Origin of the sequence: Pseudomonas sp., from assembly GCF_051660785.1 — a bacterium.
Taxonomy (GTDB): domain Bacteria; phylum Pseudomonadota; class Gammaproteobacteria; order Pseudomonadales; family Pseudomonadaceae; genus Aquipseudomonas.
The window spans coordinates 1-17,586 of sequence record NZ_JBOFQE010000021.1 but is presented as its reverse complement, the minus strand read 5'-3'; the positions used below and the strand labels follow the sequence as shown (position 1 = coordinate 17,586).

At 59.6% G+C, this 17,586-nt stretch carries 17 protein-coding genes; 3 read left to right on the top strand and 14 right to left on the bottom strand.

All coding sequences use genetic code 11. The features are described 5' to 3' along the window. Positions 1-35: 35 nt before the first annotated feature. Both speD and ACRC4F_RS05770 read right to left on the bottom strand, forming a co-directional pair. A complete protein-coding gene (gene speD / locus ACRC4F_RS05775; RefSeq protein ID WP_438658480.1) occupies positions 36-830 on the bottom strand; it encodes an adenosylmethionine decarboxylase in 795 nt (264 codons plus the stop codon). 238 nt (positions 831-1,068) lie between these two features. After that, positions 1,069-1,491, bottom strand: coding sequence for an OsmC family protein (locus ACRC4F_RS05770; RefSeq protein WP_007941657.1), 423 nt, complete (start codon positions 1,489-1,491; stop codon positions 1,069-1,071). 235 nt (positions 1,492-1,726) lie between these two features. Here ACRC4F_RS05770 and crp point away from each other — a divergent pair, with 235 nt between their 5' ends. Then, positions 1,727-2,371, top strand: coding sequence for a cAMP-activated global transcriptional regulator CRP (gene crp / locus ACRC4F_RS05765; protein WP_438658479.1), 645 nt, complete (start codon positions 1,727-1,729; stop codon positions 2,369-2,371). A gap of 9 nt (positions 2,372-2,380) precedes the next feature. Here the strand turns inward: crp and ACRC4F_RS05760 are convergent, their stop codons facing one another. From ACRC4F_RS05760 to ACRC4F_RS05745, 4 genes are all read right to left on the bottom strand, one after another. Next, a complete protein-coding gene (locus ACRC4F_RS05760; protein WP_438658478.1) occupies positions 2,381-3,085 on the bottom strand; it encodes a lipoate--protein ligase family protein in 705 nt (234 codons plus the stop codon). A gap of 163 nt (positions 3,086-3,248) precedes the next feature. Beyond that, positions 3,249-4,085, bottom strand: a complete 837-nt coding sequence (gene trpC, locus ACRC4F_RS05755; RefSeq protein WP_438658477.1) for an indole-3-glycerol phosphate synthase TrpC — start codon at positions 4,083-4,085, stop codon at positions 3,249-3,251. Further along, entirely contained in the window at positions 4,082-5,131 is a 1,050-nt protein-coding gene (gene trpD / locus ACRC4F_RS05750; RefSeq protein WP_438658476.1) for an anthranilate phosphoribosyltransferase, read from the bottom strand. The genes trpC and trpD overlap by 4 nt, the downstream gene beginning before the upstream one ends. A gap of 9 nt (positions 5,132-5,140) precedes the next feature. After that, entirely contained in the window at positions 5,141-5,734 is a 594-nt protein-coding gene (locus ACRC4F_RS05745) for an aminodeoxychorismate/anthranilate synthase component II (RefSeq protein ID WP_109635289.1), read from the bottom strand. A gap of 405 nt (positions 5,735-6,139) precedes the next feature. Here ACRC4F_RS05745 and estP point away from each other — a divergent pair, with 405 nt between their 5' ends. Then, positions 6,140-8,050, top strand: coding sequence for an esterase EstP (gene estP / locus ACRC4F_RS05740; RefSeq protein WP_438658475.1), 1,911 nt, complete (start codon positions 6,140-6,142; stop codon positions 8,048-8,050). A gap of 172 nt (positions 8,051-8,222) precedes the next feature. Here estP and trpE read toward each other — a convergent pair whose 3' ends face one another. From trpE to ACRC4F_RS05700, 8 genes are all read right to left on the bottom strand, one after another. Then, positions 8,223-9,704 (bottom strand): anthranilate synthase component I, encoded by a 1,482-nt coding sequence (gene trpE, locus ACRC4F_RS05735; protein WP_438658474.1) that lies wholly within the window; start codon positions 9,702-9,704, stop codon positions 8,223-8,225. 71 nt (positions 9,705-9,775) lie between these two features. After that, complete coding sequence (locus tag ACRC4F_RS05730) at positions 9,776-10,594, bottom strand: phosphoglycolate phosphatase (protein ID WP_438658473.1); 819 nt, start codon at positions 10,592-10,594, stop codon at positions 9,776-9,778. Next, on the bottom strand, positions 10,591-11,265 hold the full coding sequence (gene rpe / locus ACRC4F_RS05725) for a ribulose-phosphate 3-epimerase (RefSeq protein WP_008061583.1): 675 nt from the start codon (positions 11,263-11,265) through the stop codon (positions 10,591-10,593). Before rpe ends, ACRC4F_RS05730 begins: the two co-directional genes overlap by 4 nt. Before the next feature lie 117 nt (positions 11,266-11,382). Beyond that, positions 11,383-12,531 carry an iron-containing alcohol dehydrogenase gene (locus ACRC4F_RS05720; RefSeq protein WP_438658472.1) on the bottom strand — a complete coding sequence of 383 codons (1,149 nt, stop codon included), beginning with the start codon at positions 12,529-12,531 and terminating at the stop codon, positions 11,383-11,385. Between the two features lie 221 nt (positions 12,532-12,752). After that, the gene (locus ACRC4F_RS05715; RefSeq protein ID WP_438658471.1) at positions 12,753-13,577 is read right to left on the bottom strand and encodes an ABC transporter permease; all 825 of its coding nucleotides are present in this window, start codon (positions 13,575-13,577) and stop codon (positions 12,753-12,755) included. A gap of 12 nt (positions 13,578-13,589) precedes the next feature. Then, positions 13,590-14,837, bottom strand: a complete 1,248-nt coding sequence (locus tag ACRC4F_RS05710) for an ABC transporter permease (protein WP_438658470.1) — start codon at positions 14,835-14,837, stop codon at positions 13,590-13,592. A 210-nt stretch (positions 14,838-15,047) separates the two neighbouring features. After that, complete coding sequence (locus ACRC4F_RS05705) at positions 15,048-16,091, bottom strand: ABC transporter substrate-binding protein (protein ID WP_438658469.1); 1,044 nt, start codon at positions 16,089-16,091, stop codon at positions 15,048-15,050. A 49-nt stretch (positions 16,092-16,140) separates the two neighbouring features. Continuing rightward, complete coding sequence (locus ACRC4F_RS05700; protein WP_438658468.1) at positions 16,141-17,265, bottom strand: ABC transporter ATP-binding protein; 1,125 nt, start codon at positions 17,263-17,265, stop codon at positions 16,141-16,143. Between the two features lie 117 nt (positions 17,266-17,382). On the opposite strand from ACRC4F_RS05700, the gene ACRC4F_RS05695 reads away from it, so the two are divergent. Further along, the coding region (locus ACRC4F_RS05695; protein WP_438658467.1) for a hypothetical protein at positions 17,383-17,586 on the top strand (204 nt) is incomplete at its 3' end.

Below are 17,586 nucleotides of genomic sequence, written 5' to 3'. Positions count from 1 at the left end.
CGTGAGGAAGTCGCCTTTTTTGTGCTCGAAAAATCTTAGTTAGGCATGTTGCGCGCGTAGAAGATTTCGAGCATTTCGTGTTTCACACGATCCGTCACTTGAGCACGCTGCTCAGGGGACAGGTTGTTCGTCGCGTCACCGAACAGATAGTTGTCCAGTTCGAAGTTCTTCAGCAGCATTTTGGTGTGGAACAGGTTTTCCTGGTACACGTTCACGTCGGTCATCTGGTACGCGTCGCGGGTGTCGTCGGAAAGGTAGTTCTGAATCGAATTGATCTCGTGATCGATGAAGTGCTTGTTGCCTTCGACGTCACGGGTGAAACCGCGCACACGGTAATCCACGGTCACGATGTCCGAATCGAACTGGTGGATCAGGAAGTTGAGCGCTTTAAGCGGTGAAATGACGCCACAGGTCGACACGTCGATGTCTACACGGAATGTCGCAATGCCGTCGTCCGGATGGATTTCCGGGTAGGTATGCACCGTGATGTGGCTCTTGTCGAGGTGGGCCAGGATGATCTCGGGCAATGGGCCCGGGGATTCCTCGATCTGGCTGTCGGTCGGGGTCACCGGCTCTTCAGAGATCAGAATCGTGACGCTGGCGCCCTGTGGGTCGTAGTCCTGACTGGCGATGTTCAGGATGTTGGCACCAATGATATCGACAACTTCTGTGAGGATCTGCGTCAGGCGCTTCGCGTTGTACTCTTCATTGATGTACTCGACGTAAGCCTGTTGGTCCTGCGGGGTTTCCGCGTAGCAGATGTCATAGATGTTGAAGCTCAAGGTCTTTGTCAGGTTATTGAACCCGTGGAGCTTGAGTTTGCTTTTCACCGTTAAAAACTCTCTATGTATTGCGGCCCGGGCCGCGTGATCAAGCATGCCCGTCAGATGCGAACAACGCAGCTGCGTAGGACGGTTAACACCTCTTCGCGATGGCGATTTTGGTTGTCTGTTCGGGTTCGCAGCCTGTCGATGACCGGCCACGACCCTGAAAAAAGTGGCGCATTATGCAGACGTCAGCTTGGGATCGCCAGAGTCTGCACTGCTTTTATGATAGTTGAATGTCGATTCAACCGAGTTCGATGATCTCGTAGTCGTGGGTAATCGCGACGCCCGCCGCGCCCAGCATGATCGAAGCCGAGCAGTACTTCTCGGCAGACAGCTCGATAGCGCGCTTGACCTGCGCTTCTTTCAGCCCGCGGCCCTTGACCACGAAGTGCATGTGGATCTTGGTGAAGACTTTGGGATCCTCGGTTGCACGCTCGGCTTCAAGGAAGGCTTCACAGCTCTCGACCGCCTGACGCGACTTCTTGAGGATGCTGACCACGTCGAAATTGCTGCAACCACCGACACCCAGCAGGAGCATTTCCATTGGCCGGACACCCAGGTTGCGACCGCCTGCATCGGGCGGACCGTCCATGACCACGACGTGACCGCTGCCGGATTCACCGAGGAACATGGCTTCGCCAGCCCATTGGATGCGTGCCTTCATCGCCAGACTCCACTGCATAAAAAAGGGTCGCCAGCTTAGCACAGGGCCCAGGATAGACAGTGCCCTGCATTTGTAGGGCATAACCTTCCGAACCGTAGGTAAATGCTCGAATATTGCAGGAAGTGTCTGTTAAGCTGGCGCCAATTCGCTGGCGCATGGCCAGCCCTTGCCGCAACCGTCATCAGCGACTCATAAAAAAACCAAATACACCGTGAAGTCTTTTCGGGATACAACCATGGTTGCTCTTGCCCCAAGCCCCAAAATCAAGAACCTCGACAAGCTGCTGATGCATTGCCAGCGCCGTCGTTATGCGGCCAAGAGCAACATCATTTGCGCCGGTGATCGCTCGGAAACGCTGTTCTTCATCATCAAGGGATCGGTCACGATCCTGATCGAGGATGACGATGGCCGCGAGATGATCATCGCCTACCTGAACTCCGGGGACTTTTTCGGTGAGTTGGGCCTGTTTGAACAAGCCGGGCTTGAGCAGGAACGCAGCGCCTGGGTACGCGCGAAGATTGAGTGTGAAGTAGCGGAAATCAGCTACGCAAAATTCCGCGAACTGTCCCAGCAAGATCCAGACATTCTTTACGTGCTCAGCGGACAAATCGCACAGCGTCTGCGCAATACCACGCGCAAGGTCGGCGACCTGGCCTTCTTCGACGTCACTGGTCGCGTCGCCCGCTGCCTGCTGGAGCTGTGCAAACAGCCGGACGCCATGACCCACCCGGACGGCATGCAAATCAAAGTGACCCGTCAGGAAATCGGGCGGATTGTCGGTTGTTCGCGGGAGATGGTCGGTCGCGTGCTCAAGGATCTGGAAGAACGCAACCTGGTGGACGTCAAAGGCAAGACCATGGTGGTCTTCGGTACGCGGTAAGCTCGAAAATCAAACGGCGAGCATATCTGCCAGCGACTGGCGATAAAGCGCATCAAGCCGCCCGAGTACATCGGGCGCGGCAAACTTCTCATGCAAGGCAATGTGGCTTTCGGCGCGAACCCGCTGTTCAAGACCGCACGCTTCATTGAAGCGATTGACCGCGGCGACCATCGATTCACGCTCGTTATCCAGCAACAAGGCGCCGTGCACCAATCCGACTGGACGCGTACCACCCTTGCTCTGGCGCCAGCGCTGAGCCGTGCCGACCATCTTGCGGCCGTCGAGGTTGACGTTGAAACGGCCATCGCAGAATGCGCCGTCAACTTCGCCCAGGGACGAAACGCCACCCAGCGCATCGAGTAACTGACAGATCGGGTCGCAGAGTCGGCGGTAAGCGGTTTCGATACGGTTCTGGTCGCCTTCACTGCGGGGTGGTGCGTAGACCAGTGCGATGTTGATGGTGGAAGCCGATTGTGGCACTGGCTCACCGCCGGTTTCACGCAACAACACTGGCCAGCCTGCGGCGGCTGATACTTCACATGCGGCTTCGAAGGCTGGCAGACGGTTCAGGCGTCGGGGCATGACAAGTGCACGGTCATTGGGTTGCCAGAACAGCAGACCAAATTCAGCGTCGCCGGCGCAGACCGTCGCCAGCAGATCCTGTTCGGCCTGTAGGCCGGCTTCGACAGTCAAAGAAGAGACGATTGAGGTCATAAGGATTCCATTAGGCATGAAGTTTGTGGTGCTACTTATGCCGCCATCGTCGGAACGCCGCCCGGAGCAGGCTCGCTCCCACATTGGATGTCTGGTGTCAGCATGTCCATTGTGGGAGCGAGACCGGCTTGCCGGCGATGGGGTCTACTCGGTCTGCGAGTAATCAGTCGAGCGTAGAACCGCTGACCGGGCCGCCGCGCTCAGGAAAGAACAGGCGCTGCAACTCGGTGCCCGGGCTTTCGGCACGCATGAACGCTTCGCCAACCAGGAACGCGTACACGTCGCTGATTTCCATCAGTTCCACATCGGCCCGGTTGAGAATGCCGCTCTCGGTAATCACCAAGCGATCACGCGGGATCCGTGGCAACAGGTCAAGCGTGGTTTCCAGGCTGACGTCAAAGGTGTGCAGGTTGCGGTTGTTCACGCCGACCAGTGGCGTGTCGAGGGTTTTCAAGGCCCGCTCCAGCTCATCGCCATCGTGGACTTCCACCAGCACATCGAGACCGACGCTTTTGGCCACGGCTGCCAGCTCGGCCATTTTCACGTCGTCCAGCGCGGAGACGATCAACAGCACGCAGTCAGCGCCCAAGGCCCGGGCTTCGACGATCTGGTACGGATCGATCATGAAATCCTTGCGGATCACCGGCAGGTTGCACGCCGCCCGCGCCTGTTGCAGATACGCATCGGCGCCCTGGAAGTAATCGATATCGGTCAGCACCGACAAGCACGTCGCGCCGCCCTTCTCGTAGCTTTTGGCGATGTCGGCGGGAACAAAGTTCTCGCGGATCACGCCTTTGCTCGGCGAGGCTTTCTTGATTTCGGCAATGACTGCCGGTTGTTTCAGCTTGGCCTGAGCAATCAAAGCCCTGGCAAAACCACGGGGTGCATCGGCCGCCTTGGCCAGACTTTCCAGCTCCGCCAGACTCACACGAGCGCTACGCTCGGCGACTTCCTGGACTTTGCGCGCCAGAATGTTTTCCAGAACCGTCGGTACACTCATCCCTCATTCTCCACTTTGAATACCGCGGTAAATGCACCCAACTCCTCAAGTTTCTCCCGAGCGAGGCCTGTGTGCAGCGCATCGTGCGCCAGCGCAACGCCTTCTTTCAAACTGGTCGCCAGGTCGGCCGCGTATAGCGCCGCACCGGCATTGAGCACGATCATCTCGGCGGCTTTCTGACCGCTCTCGGTCTTGCGCTTGCCCAGGGCATCGCGAATCAGTTCGAGGGACGCCGCCGGACTTTCCACTGCCAGGCCGTGCAGACTCTGGCTCTTCATGCCCAGGTCTTCTGGCTCGACCCAGTATTCGGTGACCTGGTCATTTTTCAATTCCGCCACGTAGGTCGGCGCGGCCAGACTGAATTCGTCCAGGCCATCCTTCGAGTGCACCACCAATACGTGCTTGCTGCCCAGACGCTGCAAGACTTCGGCCAATGGCCGGCACAACGCCTGACTGAACACGCCCACCACCTGATGTTTCACGCCGGCCGGATTCGTAAGCGGGCCGAGCATGTTGAACAGCGTGCGCAGGCCAAGGTCCTTGCGCGGGCCGGCGGCGTACTTCATGGCACGGTGATGGGTCTGGGCGAACATGAAACCGATGCCGACGTTGTCGATGCAACGCGCCACCTGGACCGGGGTCAGGTTCAGGTAGATACCGGCTGCTTCCAGCAAGTCAGCGCTGCCGCTTTTGCCCGACACCGCACGGTTACCATGCTTGGCCACGGTGCATCCGGCCGCTGCAACCACGAAAGAAGAAGCGGTCGATACGTTAAAGATGTTCGCACCATCACCGCCGGTGCCGACTACATCGACGACGCCGTCCAGGGTCTTGAGTTCGACCTTGTCCGCCAGCTCGCGCATGACCGACACCGCGCCGACGATCTCGTCGATGCTTTCGCTTTTCATGCGCATGGCCATCATGAACGCGCCGATCTGCGCATCCGTGCATTGCCCAGTCATGATTTCGCGCATCACATCGCGCATTTCATCGGTGCTGAGGTCGAGGTGGTCGACGATACGGCTCAGGGCTGTCTTGATATTCATGAAAAGTCCTTAGCGCGTGCCGCCGGTTTGTTTGAGGAAGTTAGCGAACAGCTCGTGGCCCTGCTCGGTGAGGATAGACTCGGGGTGAAACTGCACACCCTCGATGTTCAATGTCTTGTGGCGCAGGCCCATGATCTCGTCGACCGAGCCGTCTTCCAGCTGGGTCCAGGCGGTCAGCTCCAGGCAATCGGGCAGGGTTTCACGCTTGACGATCAGCGAGTGATAGCGCGTCACCGTCAGCGGCCGGTTCAAGCCTTCGAATACGCCCTTGTCCTCGTGGAATACCGGGCTAGTCTTACCGTGCATGACTTGCCGGGCGCGGACCACATCACCACCAAAGGCCTGACCGATGGATTGGTGGCCGAGGCAGACGCCAAGAATTGGCAGTTTGCCAGCGAAATGCTTGATCACGTCGATCGAGACACCGGCTTCGGTCGGGGTGCAGGGACCGGGGGACACGACGATGCGCTCAGGGTTGAGGGCTTCGATTTCGGCAACGGTAAGTTCATCGTTGCGCACGACTTTGACCTGGGAGCCGAGCTCACCGAGGTACTGCACAACGTTGTAGGTAAAAGAGTCGTAGTTATCGATCATCAGCAACATGGCGGTTGGAACCTCTTGAATTCACTGACTTTTAATACAGCCTTCGAATGGTGACCCGCAGCGTCCTGCGCTTTGTCAGTCGCCGGGTGCGCCGGCAAAGCGGTATGTCATACGGGTGAAGAAGGCAAAGCGGTACAGGTCCGGCAGGGCCGGCAAAAGAATTCAGGCGCGCCAACGCCAGCGGGCGTGTGCCTTGATGACTTGATCCAGGAGTTTGCTGATGATCAACACGGGGAAGGTCTCATTCATACGTCTCGGCACAGTAACTTAGCTGGGCAGAGCGTGCAATATGGCCGGGGTGACTGGCCGCGAAACAATTGAAGGGTTCGCGACCGATGGCAAAAGGCCGGAAGTTTTTGGTACTGTCGTTTCGTTCACTACAACAATAAATAAACGGACTTGCTCATGATCAAACAGACGCTGTTTGTACCGCTCGCAGGATGCTTGCTCGCCATGGCCTGCGCCCAGGCGATCGCCGCGCCTAATCCTTACACCAATTTCGTCGTCTTCGGCGACAGTCTCAACGATGCCGGGACCTTTGCCGATACGGGCGGACCGGCCGGTTCGACCCAGCGCTTTACCAACCGGACGGGGCCGGTTTACCTGGATGGCAGCGGCGAAGTCCGTTCGCTCAACTCGACGCAGATTCTGGGTGGAAAACTGGGGTTCTCGGCGGATCAGACCGCCTCATCGTCCTCGGCGGTACGCGCCAACAATGGCCAACCCGATGGCAACAACTGGGCCGTCGGCGGTTATCGCACCGACCAGATTCTCGATTCGATCACCAGCACCTCCGCCACGGGCGATCGCACCCGCGCGGGTTACCTGCCGTCGAACAACTTCCGCGCTGACCCGAATGCGCTGTACTACCTGTCGGGCGGTGGTAACGATTTCCTCCAAGGTCGCGTGACCAGCCTGCCTCAGGCCAGCGCTGCGGCCGATCGCCTGGTCAGCAGCGTGCAAACCCTGCAACAGGCTGGTGCCCGCTACATCATGGTCTGGTTGCTGCCAGACATCGGCTTCACCCCGGCCTTCAATGGCGGCCCGCTGCAAACGTTCACTTCCCAACTCAGCGCCCAGTTCAACACCGAACTGGTGAGCCAGCTGCAGAGCGTCAATGCCAACGTCATCCCGCTCAACATTCCGGTCCTGCTCAAAGAGACGTTTGCCAACCCGGCGCAGTTCGGCCTGGCCACTGACCAGAACCTGAGCGCCACCTGCTTCAGCGGCAGCGGATGCACCGAAAACGCCCGTTACGGCATTAACAGTGCGACGCCGGATCCGAGCAAACTGATTTACAACGATGCGGTGCACCCGACCGAAGCCGGACAGCGCCTGATTGCCGATTACGCCTATTCGCTGCTGGCGGCACCATGGGAAGCGACCCTGCTGCCGCAAATGGCCCAGGGTTCTTTGCGCTCCCATCAGGATGAATTGCGTAACCAGTGGCTGGCGGATTGGGAAAACTGGCAAGGCGTCGGCCAATGGCGCGCGATTGTCGCCGGTGGCGGGCAACATCAGGACTTCGACAGCCAGCGCAGCGGCGCCAGTGCCGACGGCAATGGCGCCAACCTGAACATCGGTGGCAGCTACCGGCTCAACGATGCATGGCGCGTTGGCCTGGCGGCTGGCTTCTACAACCAGAAGCTCGAAGCCGGCGATCGCGACTCGGATTACAAGCTCAACACTTACATGGGTACGGCGTTTGCCCAGTACCAGCAAAACCGCTGGTGGGCTGACGCGGCATTGACGGCCGGGCATCTGGACTACGACAGCCTCAAGCGTAAATTCCAGTTGGGTGCCAATGAGCGCGGGGAGAAAGGCGATACCGACGGCTACTTGGTGGCTATCAGTGGCCGCCTGGGTTATGACATCGCGCCACAGGCCAGCAGCCCATGGCACCTGTCGCCGTTCGTGAGCGCTGACTTCGCCAAGGTTGAAGTCGACGGTTACTCGGAAGATGGCGCTGATTCCACCGCGCTGACCTTCGATGACCAGTCGCGCATCTCCAGGCGCTTGGGTCTCGGTATCCAGGGCAAGTACCAGATCACTCAGCAGACCCAAGTGTTTGGCGAACTGGCCCACGAGCGCGAGTACAACGACGACACCCAAGACGTGACCATGAACCTCAACAGCCTGCCGAACAACAGTTACTCCCTGGCCGGCTACACCCCGCAATCCCACCTGAACCGTTTGAATGTGGGCGTGAGCCACAACCTAACCAAGGATCTGGCATTGCGGGCCAGTTATGACATTCGCAAGGATGATGACTTTACCCAGCAAGGTATTAACGTTGGGGTTGCGCTGGACTTCTAAATTGCAAGCAACAAAAAACGCGGCGCCCTCACAGGCGCCGCGTTTTTTTATGCTGGTGAAGATCCCTGTGGGAGCGAGCCTGCTCGCGATAGCGTCGGCACATCCAGCATCTATGTGACAGACAATCCGCTATCGCGAGCAGGCTCGCTCCCACAGTTTTTTTTGTGTGATCTCAGTCGTCCGGGGTTTGTTCGGCCAGGGCCACGGCGCGGAACATCGCGCGGCGCTTGTTCAGGGTTTCTTCCCATTCCAGCGCCGGCACCGAGTCGGCGACGATTCCGCCACCGGCCTGTACATGCAGTTCGCCGTTCTTGATCACTGCGGTGCGGATCGCAATCGCGGTGTCCATGTTGCCGTTCCAGGCGAAGTAACCCACCGCACCACCGTAGACGCCACGCTTGACCGGCTCCAGTTCGTCGATGATTTCCATCGCACGAATCTTCGGTGCGCCCGACAAGGTGCCCGCCGGCAGGATCGCGCGCAGTGCGTCCATCGCCGTCAGCCCGGCCTTCAATTGGCCAGTGACGTTGGAGACGATGTGCATCACGTTGGAATAACGCTCGATGACCATTTTCTCGGTGAGCTTCACCGAGCCGATCTCCGACACCCGACCGGTGTCGTTACGACCGAGGTCGATCAGCATCAAGTGCTCGGCGATTTCCTTGTCGTCTGACAGCAGATCTTTTTCCAGCGCCAGATCGGCTTCTTCGTTGGCCCCGCGTGGGCGAGTGCCGGCAATCGGGCGCACGGTGATCAGGTTGTCTTCGACCCGCACCAGCACTTCCGGCGAACTGCCGACGACGTGGAAGTCGCCGAAGTTGAAGAAGTACATATAAGGCGTCGGGTTGAAGCAGCGCAGCGCCCGGTACAGATCGATCGGTGCGGCCTTGAAATCAATCGACATGCGCTGGGACGGCACGACCTGCATGCAGTCACCGGCCAGGATGTATTCCTTGATGGTGTCGACGGCTTTTTCGTAATCGTCTTGGGTGAAGCTCGAACGGAACACCGGATCAGCCGACTGTTGCTTGCTGAAATCCAGGCCGCGACGCGGGGTGATCGGCTGACGGAGTTGTTCCAGCAGCGCTTCCAGACGGGCCTGACCTTGTTCGAAGGCGTCAGCCTGCGACGGGTCGGCCAGAACAATCGCGTGCATTTTGCCGGCGAGGTTGTCGAACACCACCACCGCGTCGGAGACCATCAGCAGAATGTCCGGCACGCCCAGCGGATCCGGGTTCGGGCATTTGCCCAGACGCTTCTCCACATAGCGCACGCAGTCGTAACCGAAATAACCCACCAGACCGCCGTTGAAGCGTGGCAGGCCAGGGATGGTCGGCACGTTGTAGCGGGCTTTGAAGGCTTCGACGAAGGCCAGCGGATCTTCGGCTTCGTGGCTTTCGATCTCGACGCCGTCGTGGGTCACGCTGACGTGATGATCGTGAACCCGCAGCACGGTGCGGCACGGCAGGCCGATGATCGAATAACGGCCCCACTTCTCCCCGCCCTGCACCGATTCCAGCAGGTAGGAGTTCGGCTCGTCGGCCAGTTTCAGGTAGATCGACAGCGGCGTATCGAAGTCGGCCAGGGTTTCGCAGGCCAACGGGATACGGTTATAGCCGGCAGCGGCCAAACGCAGGAATTCTTCGCGGATCATGGGGTAGCCTCGTGGCTTGAGGTGCTAACAGTCAGGTATGCAAACGCGCCGGAAAGCCGGCCAGAATCGAGTCAGGCGCGCCAACGCCAGCGGGCCAGGGCCTTGATGACTTTCATCCAGAGTTTGCGAGTGACCACCACGATGGCGTTTCCAGAAGGGGATTGAGCAACGTCGGGCAACGTTATCTCAGCGGCCGGATCCAGGCAACCGGGAATTAGCTTGCGCAGATCGTCGATCACCAGCGCCGGCGACTCTTCCGAAATAGGCCGGCCATGGTTGTAGCCATAACTCAGCGCTACGCACTTCACCCCCGCCGCTTTTGCCGCCAGCACGTCGCTGCGCGAATCGCCGACAAACAGCGATTGCGAGGCCGGGATGTTGGCCATTTTCATCACGAAAAACAGCGCCGCCGGGTCAGGCTTCTTCTGCGGCAAGGTGTCGCCGCCGATGATCCACTTGAAGTAACGGCCGATTTTCATCTGATCCAGCAGCGGCGCGACGAAGCGCTCCGGCTTGTTGGTGATCAGCGCCATCTCGACACCCTGCTTGTGCAGCCATTTCAGGGTGTCACGCACGCCGGGATAGACCACGGTCAGATCATGGCTCTCGCTGTAAGCCTCCATGAAAATCTCCAGTGCGCCCTCGGCTTCACCGTCGTCGACCGTCGAATGGTCGATGCCACCGGCCAGCGCACGGCGAACCAGCACCGGCGCGCCGTTGCCGACCCACTCACGCACCGACTCGAGGCCGGCCGGTTGACGCCCGAGTTTGAGCAGCATGTTATCCACAGCCAGGGCGAGGTCGGGGACCGAATCGATCAGCGTGCCATCCAGATCGAACATCACCAGCCGTGGCAGACGCCCCGGGAACAGCTGCTCAAAGCCACTCATGGACGAGCCAACGCCAGTTCGGAACGCATCTTTTCAATCACCTCTTGGTAGTTCGGTGCATTGAAGATCGCCGAGCCGGCGACGAAGGTGTCGGCGCCAGCCGCAGCGATTTCACGAATGTTGTTCACGTTGACGCCGCCGTCGATTTCCAGGCGGATGTCCCGGCCGGAGGCATCGATCAGCGCGCGCGCTTCACGCAGCTTGTCGAGAGTGCCAGGGATGAACTTCTGCCCGCCGAAGCCCGGGTTGACGCTCATCAGCAAGATCATGTCGACCTTGTCCATCACGTACTTGAGCACGTCCAGCGGCGTCGCCGGGTTGAACACCAGGCCCGACTTGCAACCGCCCTCGCGGATCAATTGCAGGGAACGGTCGACGTGCTGCGTGGCTTCCGGGTGGAAGGTAATGTAAGTCGCACCGGCTTCGATGAAGTCACCGACGATGCGGTCCACCGGGCTGACCATCAGGTGCGCGTCGATCGGCGCGGTCACGCCGTACTTGCGCAGCGCGGAGCACACCATCGGGCCGATGGTCAGGTTTGGCACGTAGTGGTTGTCCATGACATCGAAGTGCACGAAGTCGGCGCCGGCGGCCAGGACGTTGTCCACTTCTTCACCCAGGCGGGCGAAGTCGGCGGAGAGAATCGACGGAGCAATGACGAAGGGCTGCATGACGCACCTTTTTTGAGCAGAATCACGATGGCGCGCATTGTATACCTCATGCTTTGACGCGCGCACTGTGACCGCGATGATTGGGCCTGCCTTCGATCAAATCAGTTTCGGCAGGCTCTAGTACGCTGCTCGGTAGATCTTCTCGATATCGATGGCGCTCAATTTGCGTGGATTGTTGCGCATCAGGCGCTCGATCCCCGCCGCTTCCACGGCCATGGCCGGGATCGCATCCTCGGGAACACCGAAGCTGCGCAGACCTGGCGGGATCTCTACCGCCGCGCACAACGCAGTCATCGCCTCCACGGCTTTGTCCGCCGCATCGGTCGCGCTCAGGTGGGCAGTCTTGACCCCCATGGCCTCGGCAATATCCTGCATGCGCTCCACACAAGCCAACTTGTTCCAGGTCATGACATACGGCAGCAGCAAGGCATTGCTGACACCGTGGGCAATGTTGAAACGCCCGCCCAGCGGATACGCCAGCGCATGCACCGCGCCGACCCCGGCATTACCGAACGCCATGCCGGCCATCAGGCTGGCGGTGGCCATGTCTTCGCGGGCCTGCAGGTTGGACGGATTGGCGTAGGCCTTGGGCAATGCTTTGGCGATCAGCTTGATGGCGCCGATGGCCAGGGCGTCGGTGATCGGCGAGGCGTTCAGCGACAGATAGGATTCGATGGCATGCACCAACGCATCGACACCACTGGCAGCGGTGACACTGCGCGGGCAGGTCAGGGTCATTTGCGGGCTGACCAGCGCCACGTCCGGCAATAGATAGTCGCTGACAATGCCTTTCTTCAGCTGCGCAACCTTGTCGGAGAGAATCGCTACGTTGGTCACCTCCGAACCGGTGCCGGCCGTGGTCGGGATAGCGATCAGCGGCGGGCCTTTGCGCGGCACCTGATCGACGCCGAACAAATCCTCCAGCGCGCCGTGATAACCGGCGTAGGCGGCGACGCTTTTGGCGATGTCGATGGCACTGCCGCCGCCGAGGCCGATCAGACCGTCATGTCCGCCTTCGCGGTAAACCCGCATGCAGTCTTCGACGATGGCGATTTCCGGGTCTGGCAGCACACGGTCGAAAATCTCGTAGGGCCGATCCCCCAACTGCGCCAGCGCCAGCTCGACCGTACCGGACTTGACCAGTGCAGCGTCGGTGACGATCAGTGGGTTGTCGATATCCAGGCGTGTCAGTTCAGCCGCCAGTTGCTCGATGGCACCGGCACCAGTGATCAGTTTGTGAGCGATTTTGAAAGAGGAAAGACTCATCGTGCGCAGCCTCTTATACGTAGGGGAGCTGGGCACAATAGTAGCTGGGGATTGGGGTTTGTCTGCTATTCAGGCCATGAATGACCCAACATCCCGAAAACCACACAAAACAACTGTAGGAGCGAGCCTGCTCGCGATAGCGGACTGTCATTCAACATTGATGTCGACTGATTGTCCGCTATCGCGAGCAGGCTCACTCCTACAGGGGATCGGTGTAAATCTTAGACCTGCGCGGTGCGCAGTTTTTCGCTGCGGCCGCGTAGCCACTCGAGGGTCAGCAACAGGATCACCGAGAAGGCGATCAACAGCGTCGCTGCAGCAGCAATCGTCGGGCTGAGGTTTTCGCGGATACCGCTGAACATCTGCCGAGGCAACGTCGCTTGTTCCGGGCCGGCAAGGAACAGCGTCACTACCACTTCATCGAACGACGTCGCGAAAGCAAACAGCGCACCCGAGATCACACCCGGCGCAATCAGCGGCAACGTCACCCGGCGGAACGCCGTCAGCGGCGAAGCGCCCAGACTTGCAGCGGCGCGCACCAGGTTGTGGTTAAACCCCTGCAAGGTCGCCGACACGGTAATGATCACAAACGGCACGCCCAACACCGCATGCACCACGATCAGCGAGAAGAAGCTGTTGCCCAGGCCCAGCGGCGCAAAGAACAGATAGCTCGCCACACCGATGATCACCACCGGCACCACCATCGGCGAAATCACCAGGGCCATGACCAGCGCCTTGCCCGGGAAATCACCGCGAGTCAGGCCAATCGCTGCCAGCGTCCCGAAGATCATGGCCAGCACCGTCGCCGCCGGAGCAACGATGATGCTGTTCTTCAGGGCACGCATCCACTCCGCCGACGCGAAGAAGTCCTGATACCAGTGCAACGAGAGGCCTTGCAGCGGGTACACCAGGAAACTGCCCGAGTTGAACGACAGCGGAATGATCACCAGCACCGGCAGAATCAGGAACAACAAAATCAGGCCGCAGAGTATCCGCAAGCTGTAGAACCACACCCGTTCGATGGGCGACATATAAGGACTCAGCATTTCATTCTCCCCTTAGCTCAGGCGCAGGCGACTGGCGCCCACCAGCCAGCTGTAAATCAGATAAAGCACCACGGTCGCCAACAGCAGCAGCCCACCGAGTGCGGTCGCCATGCCCCAGTTGATGCTGGTGTTGGTGTAGAAGGCGACGAAGTAGCTGACCATCTGATCGTTCGGGCTGCCCAGCAACGCCGGGGTGATGTAGTAGCCGATGGCGAGGATGAACACCAACAGGCAACCAGCGCCGACACCGGCATAGGTCTGCGGGAAGTACACCCGCCAGAAACTGGCGAACGGGTGGCAGCCCAGAGAAATCGCGGCGCGCATGTAGGTCGGCGAGATGCCTTTCATCACGCTGTAGATCGGCAGGATCATGAACGGCAGCAGGATGTGCACCATCGAGATGTAGACCCCGGTACGGTTGAACACCAGCTCCAGCGGTTTATCGATGATGCCCATCGCCATGAGGCCGCTGTTGATCAGCCCGCCCGATTGCAGCAATACGATCCACGCGGCAACTCGCACCAGGATCGAGGTCCAGAACGGCAACAGCACCAGAATCATCAGCAGGTTGCTTTGGCGTGACGGAAGGTTCGCCAACAAGTAAGCCAATGGATACGCCAGCAACAGGCAGATCACGGTGATGATCAGGCCCATCCAGAACGTGCGGGCGAAGATGTCGAGGTAGATCGCCTGATCGGGGGTCGCCGGGGCGATTTCGCCGAGGTCGTCGATGCGGTGATCGACGGCTGCCAGCAGGTAGTACGGTGTGATGCTGCTGGTGTTGCGGCGCACTGCTTGCCAATACGCCGGGTCGCCCCAGCGTTCGTCGAGGCCTTCCAGTGCTTCTTTATAAGAGGTCGGTTCGGTGGCGAACGGCAAGGCGCGGGCGGTTTTGGTCAGCAGGCTGCGGTAGCCGGCCAGTTCCATGTTCAAGCGCTTGGACAGATCGCCCAAAGTTTGATTCTTGCGCGCTTCAGCGAGGTCTTCGCTGGCCGCCTTGTACACCGGTTCAGCGGGCAGGCCTCGGCCGTCCCAACTGGCGATGGCCGTCACGGTACGTGGCATGCCGCCGACCACTTCCGGGTTACCAACGCTTTTGTAGAGCAGCGCCACGATCGGCACCAGGAACACCAGCAACAGAAACAGCACCAGGGGCGCGATCAAGGCTTGTGCTTTCCAGCGATTGATCCGCTCGGCGTGCTTGAGCCGCTGCTTCAAGGTGGGGTCAGTGCCCGCGTTCAGGGGAATGGCGGTGGCCATGGCGTACTCCGGAAATCTTTGATAAATCGTTGAAGTGAGAGCGAACCTGTGTGGCGAGCGAGCTTGCTCCGGGCGGCGTTCCGACGCTGGGCTGCGAAGCGGCCCCAAAATTCTGTTAACAACGTCCAATTTTGTGAGTGTTGCGCACTCAAGCGGGAGCAAGCTCCCTCGCCACAAAAGCTCGCCCTCACGGGAGGGCGAGCCCTCTAGTTACTTCGCAGCCCAGGAATTGAAGCGCTGTTCCAGTTGCTCGCCGTTGTCAGCCCAGAAGCTGACGTCGATCTGCACTTGGTTGGCGATGTTTTCCGGGGTGGTCGGCATGTCTTTCAGGACATCCTTGGCCAGCAACGGTACGGCCTGGACATTGGCCGGGCCGTAAGCGATGTTTTCCGAGTAAGTCTTCTGCTGCTGCGGCGCCACCGAGAACGCGATGAATTTCTTCGCCGCTTCGGCGCGCTTGGCGTCCAGACCTTTTGGAATAGCCCATGCGTCGAAGTCGTAGATACCGCCGTTCCACACGACTTTCAGGTTGCTTTCTTTCTGCACAGCGGCGATCCGGCCGTTGTAGGCCGAGCTCATGACCACGTCACCGGACGCAAGGTATTGCGGCGGCTGTGCGCCGGCTTCCCACCACTGAATGCTTGGTTTCAGCTCATCAAGCTTCTTGAACGCACGGTCCTGACCGTCCTTGCCGGCCAGCACTTTGTAGACGTCTTTCGGCGCAACGCCGTCGGCCATCAGTGCGAATTCCAGGGTGTACTTGGCGCCTTTACGCAGGCCGCGCTTGCCCGGGAATTTCTTGGTGTCCCAGAAATCCACCCAGCTGGTCGGTGCGGAGGCCAGTTTGTCGGCGTTGTAGGCCAACACGGTCGACCACACGAAGAAACCTACGCCGCAAGGCTGGATAGCGCCTTTGACGTAATCTTCGGATTTGCCGAACAGCGCAGGATCGAGTTGCTCGAACATGTCTTCGTCGCAACCGCGAGACAGTTCTGGCGATTCAACTTCCACCAGGTCCCAGGACACGCTCTTGGTGTCGACCATGGCTTTGACCTTGGCCATCTCACCGTTGTATTCGCCCGCCACGATCTTGCCGTTGCCTGCCGCTTCCCACGGTGCGTAGAAGGCTTTGACCTGCGCCGCCTTGTTCGCCCCGCCAAAGGACACCACGGTCAAATCCGGGCCCGCCGCCATCGCGTGTGCCGCGCCGATCATGCCCATGACCAAAGCGGTGAATTTCAGGGATCTCAACATTTATTGTTCTCTCCACGTGCAGGGTTGGTGTTGTTGAAGCAGGGGGCGATCAATGCGCCTCTAGAAGTGGGTCGAGCGCGCGAACGTGTTCGACCTGCCAGCCAAGCGGTACCACATCACCGACGGCGAGCGCGGGATCGAGCTCGGCAATCGGTTGTTTCACGAAGAAGTCGGTCTTGCCGCAGACTTCCAGGCGAACCCGGACGTGGTCGCCCAGATAGATGAATTCCGCCACCCTTCCTGAGAAGCGGTTGACGCAGGACTCGCTCGAACCATTAAGGCTCACGCGCTCCGGACGAATCGACAGCGTGACCGGTTCGCCGGTCTTGCCGACATTCACCGCCAGCGCTTCAACCTTTTCACCGCGACCCAGCTCGACGATGCAGCGGTCGCCGGTCTGGCTGTGCAGGCGGCCGTTGAGGCGGTTGTTCTCGCCGATGAAATTGGCGACGAAGGTGTTTTTCGGCTCTTCATAGAGGGTGCGCGGCGCAGCGATCTGCTGGATCTCGCCCTGGTGGAACACCGCCACACGGTCGGACATGGTCAGGGCTTCGCCCTGGTCGTGAGTCACGTAGACCACGGTCACGCCCAGGCGCTGGTGCAGGTGCTTGATTTCCATCTGCATGTGTTCGCGCAGTTGTTTATCCAGTGCACCGAGGGGTTCGTCCATCAGCACCAATTGCGGTTCGAACACCAGAGCGCGGGCCAGGGCCACACGCTGTTGCTGACCACCGGACAGTTGCGCCGGATAGCGCTGGGCGAAGGCGTCGAGCTGAACCATGCTCAAGACTTTTTTGACCTTGTCGCTGACGTCGCTCTTGTTCAAGCCGCGCACGGTCAGCGGGAACGCCAGGTTTTCAGCCACGGTCATGTGCGGGAACAGTGCGTAGTTCTGGAACACCATGCCGATGTCACGTTTGTGCGGCGGCACGTTGTTGATGGAGCGTCCGGCCAGCTGGATTTCGCCAGCGGTCGGTGTTTCGAAACCGGCGAGCATCATCAGGCTGGTGGTCTTGCCGGAGCCGGACGGCCCGAGCAAGGTGAGGAACTCGCCTTTGCGAATCTCCAGGTTGAGGTCTTTGACGATCAGGTTCTCGCCGTCGTAGCTTTTTTGCACTCCACGAAAGCTGACCAGAATGTCACTGGCCCCTGCGTTTGAATCGACCTGGCTCATACCCACACCTTTTTTGTTGATGACTGCTGTGGACTAAGCCTAGTGGACGCTGGGGAGCGCGCAAATCGGGGCGCAGGAGAGAATCGCCTCAGCCGGATGGAAGGTTGGGGGTAGGGATTGCCCTACAAGGATGGCGTGATTGGGCAGGGGAAGCGGCGAGCTTCAAGCTGCAAGCCACAAGAACGGGCAAATGCACTTTTTCAGGATGTCGCAAATGGATATGACGACGAGATCCCTGTGGGAGCGAGCCTGCTCGCGATAGCGGTGAATCAGGCAAAGCTATGCCAACTGACACACCGCTATCGCGAGCAGGCTCGCTCC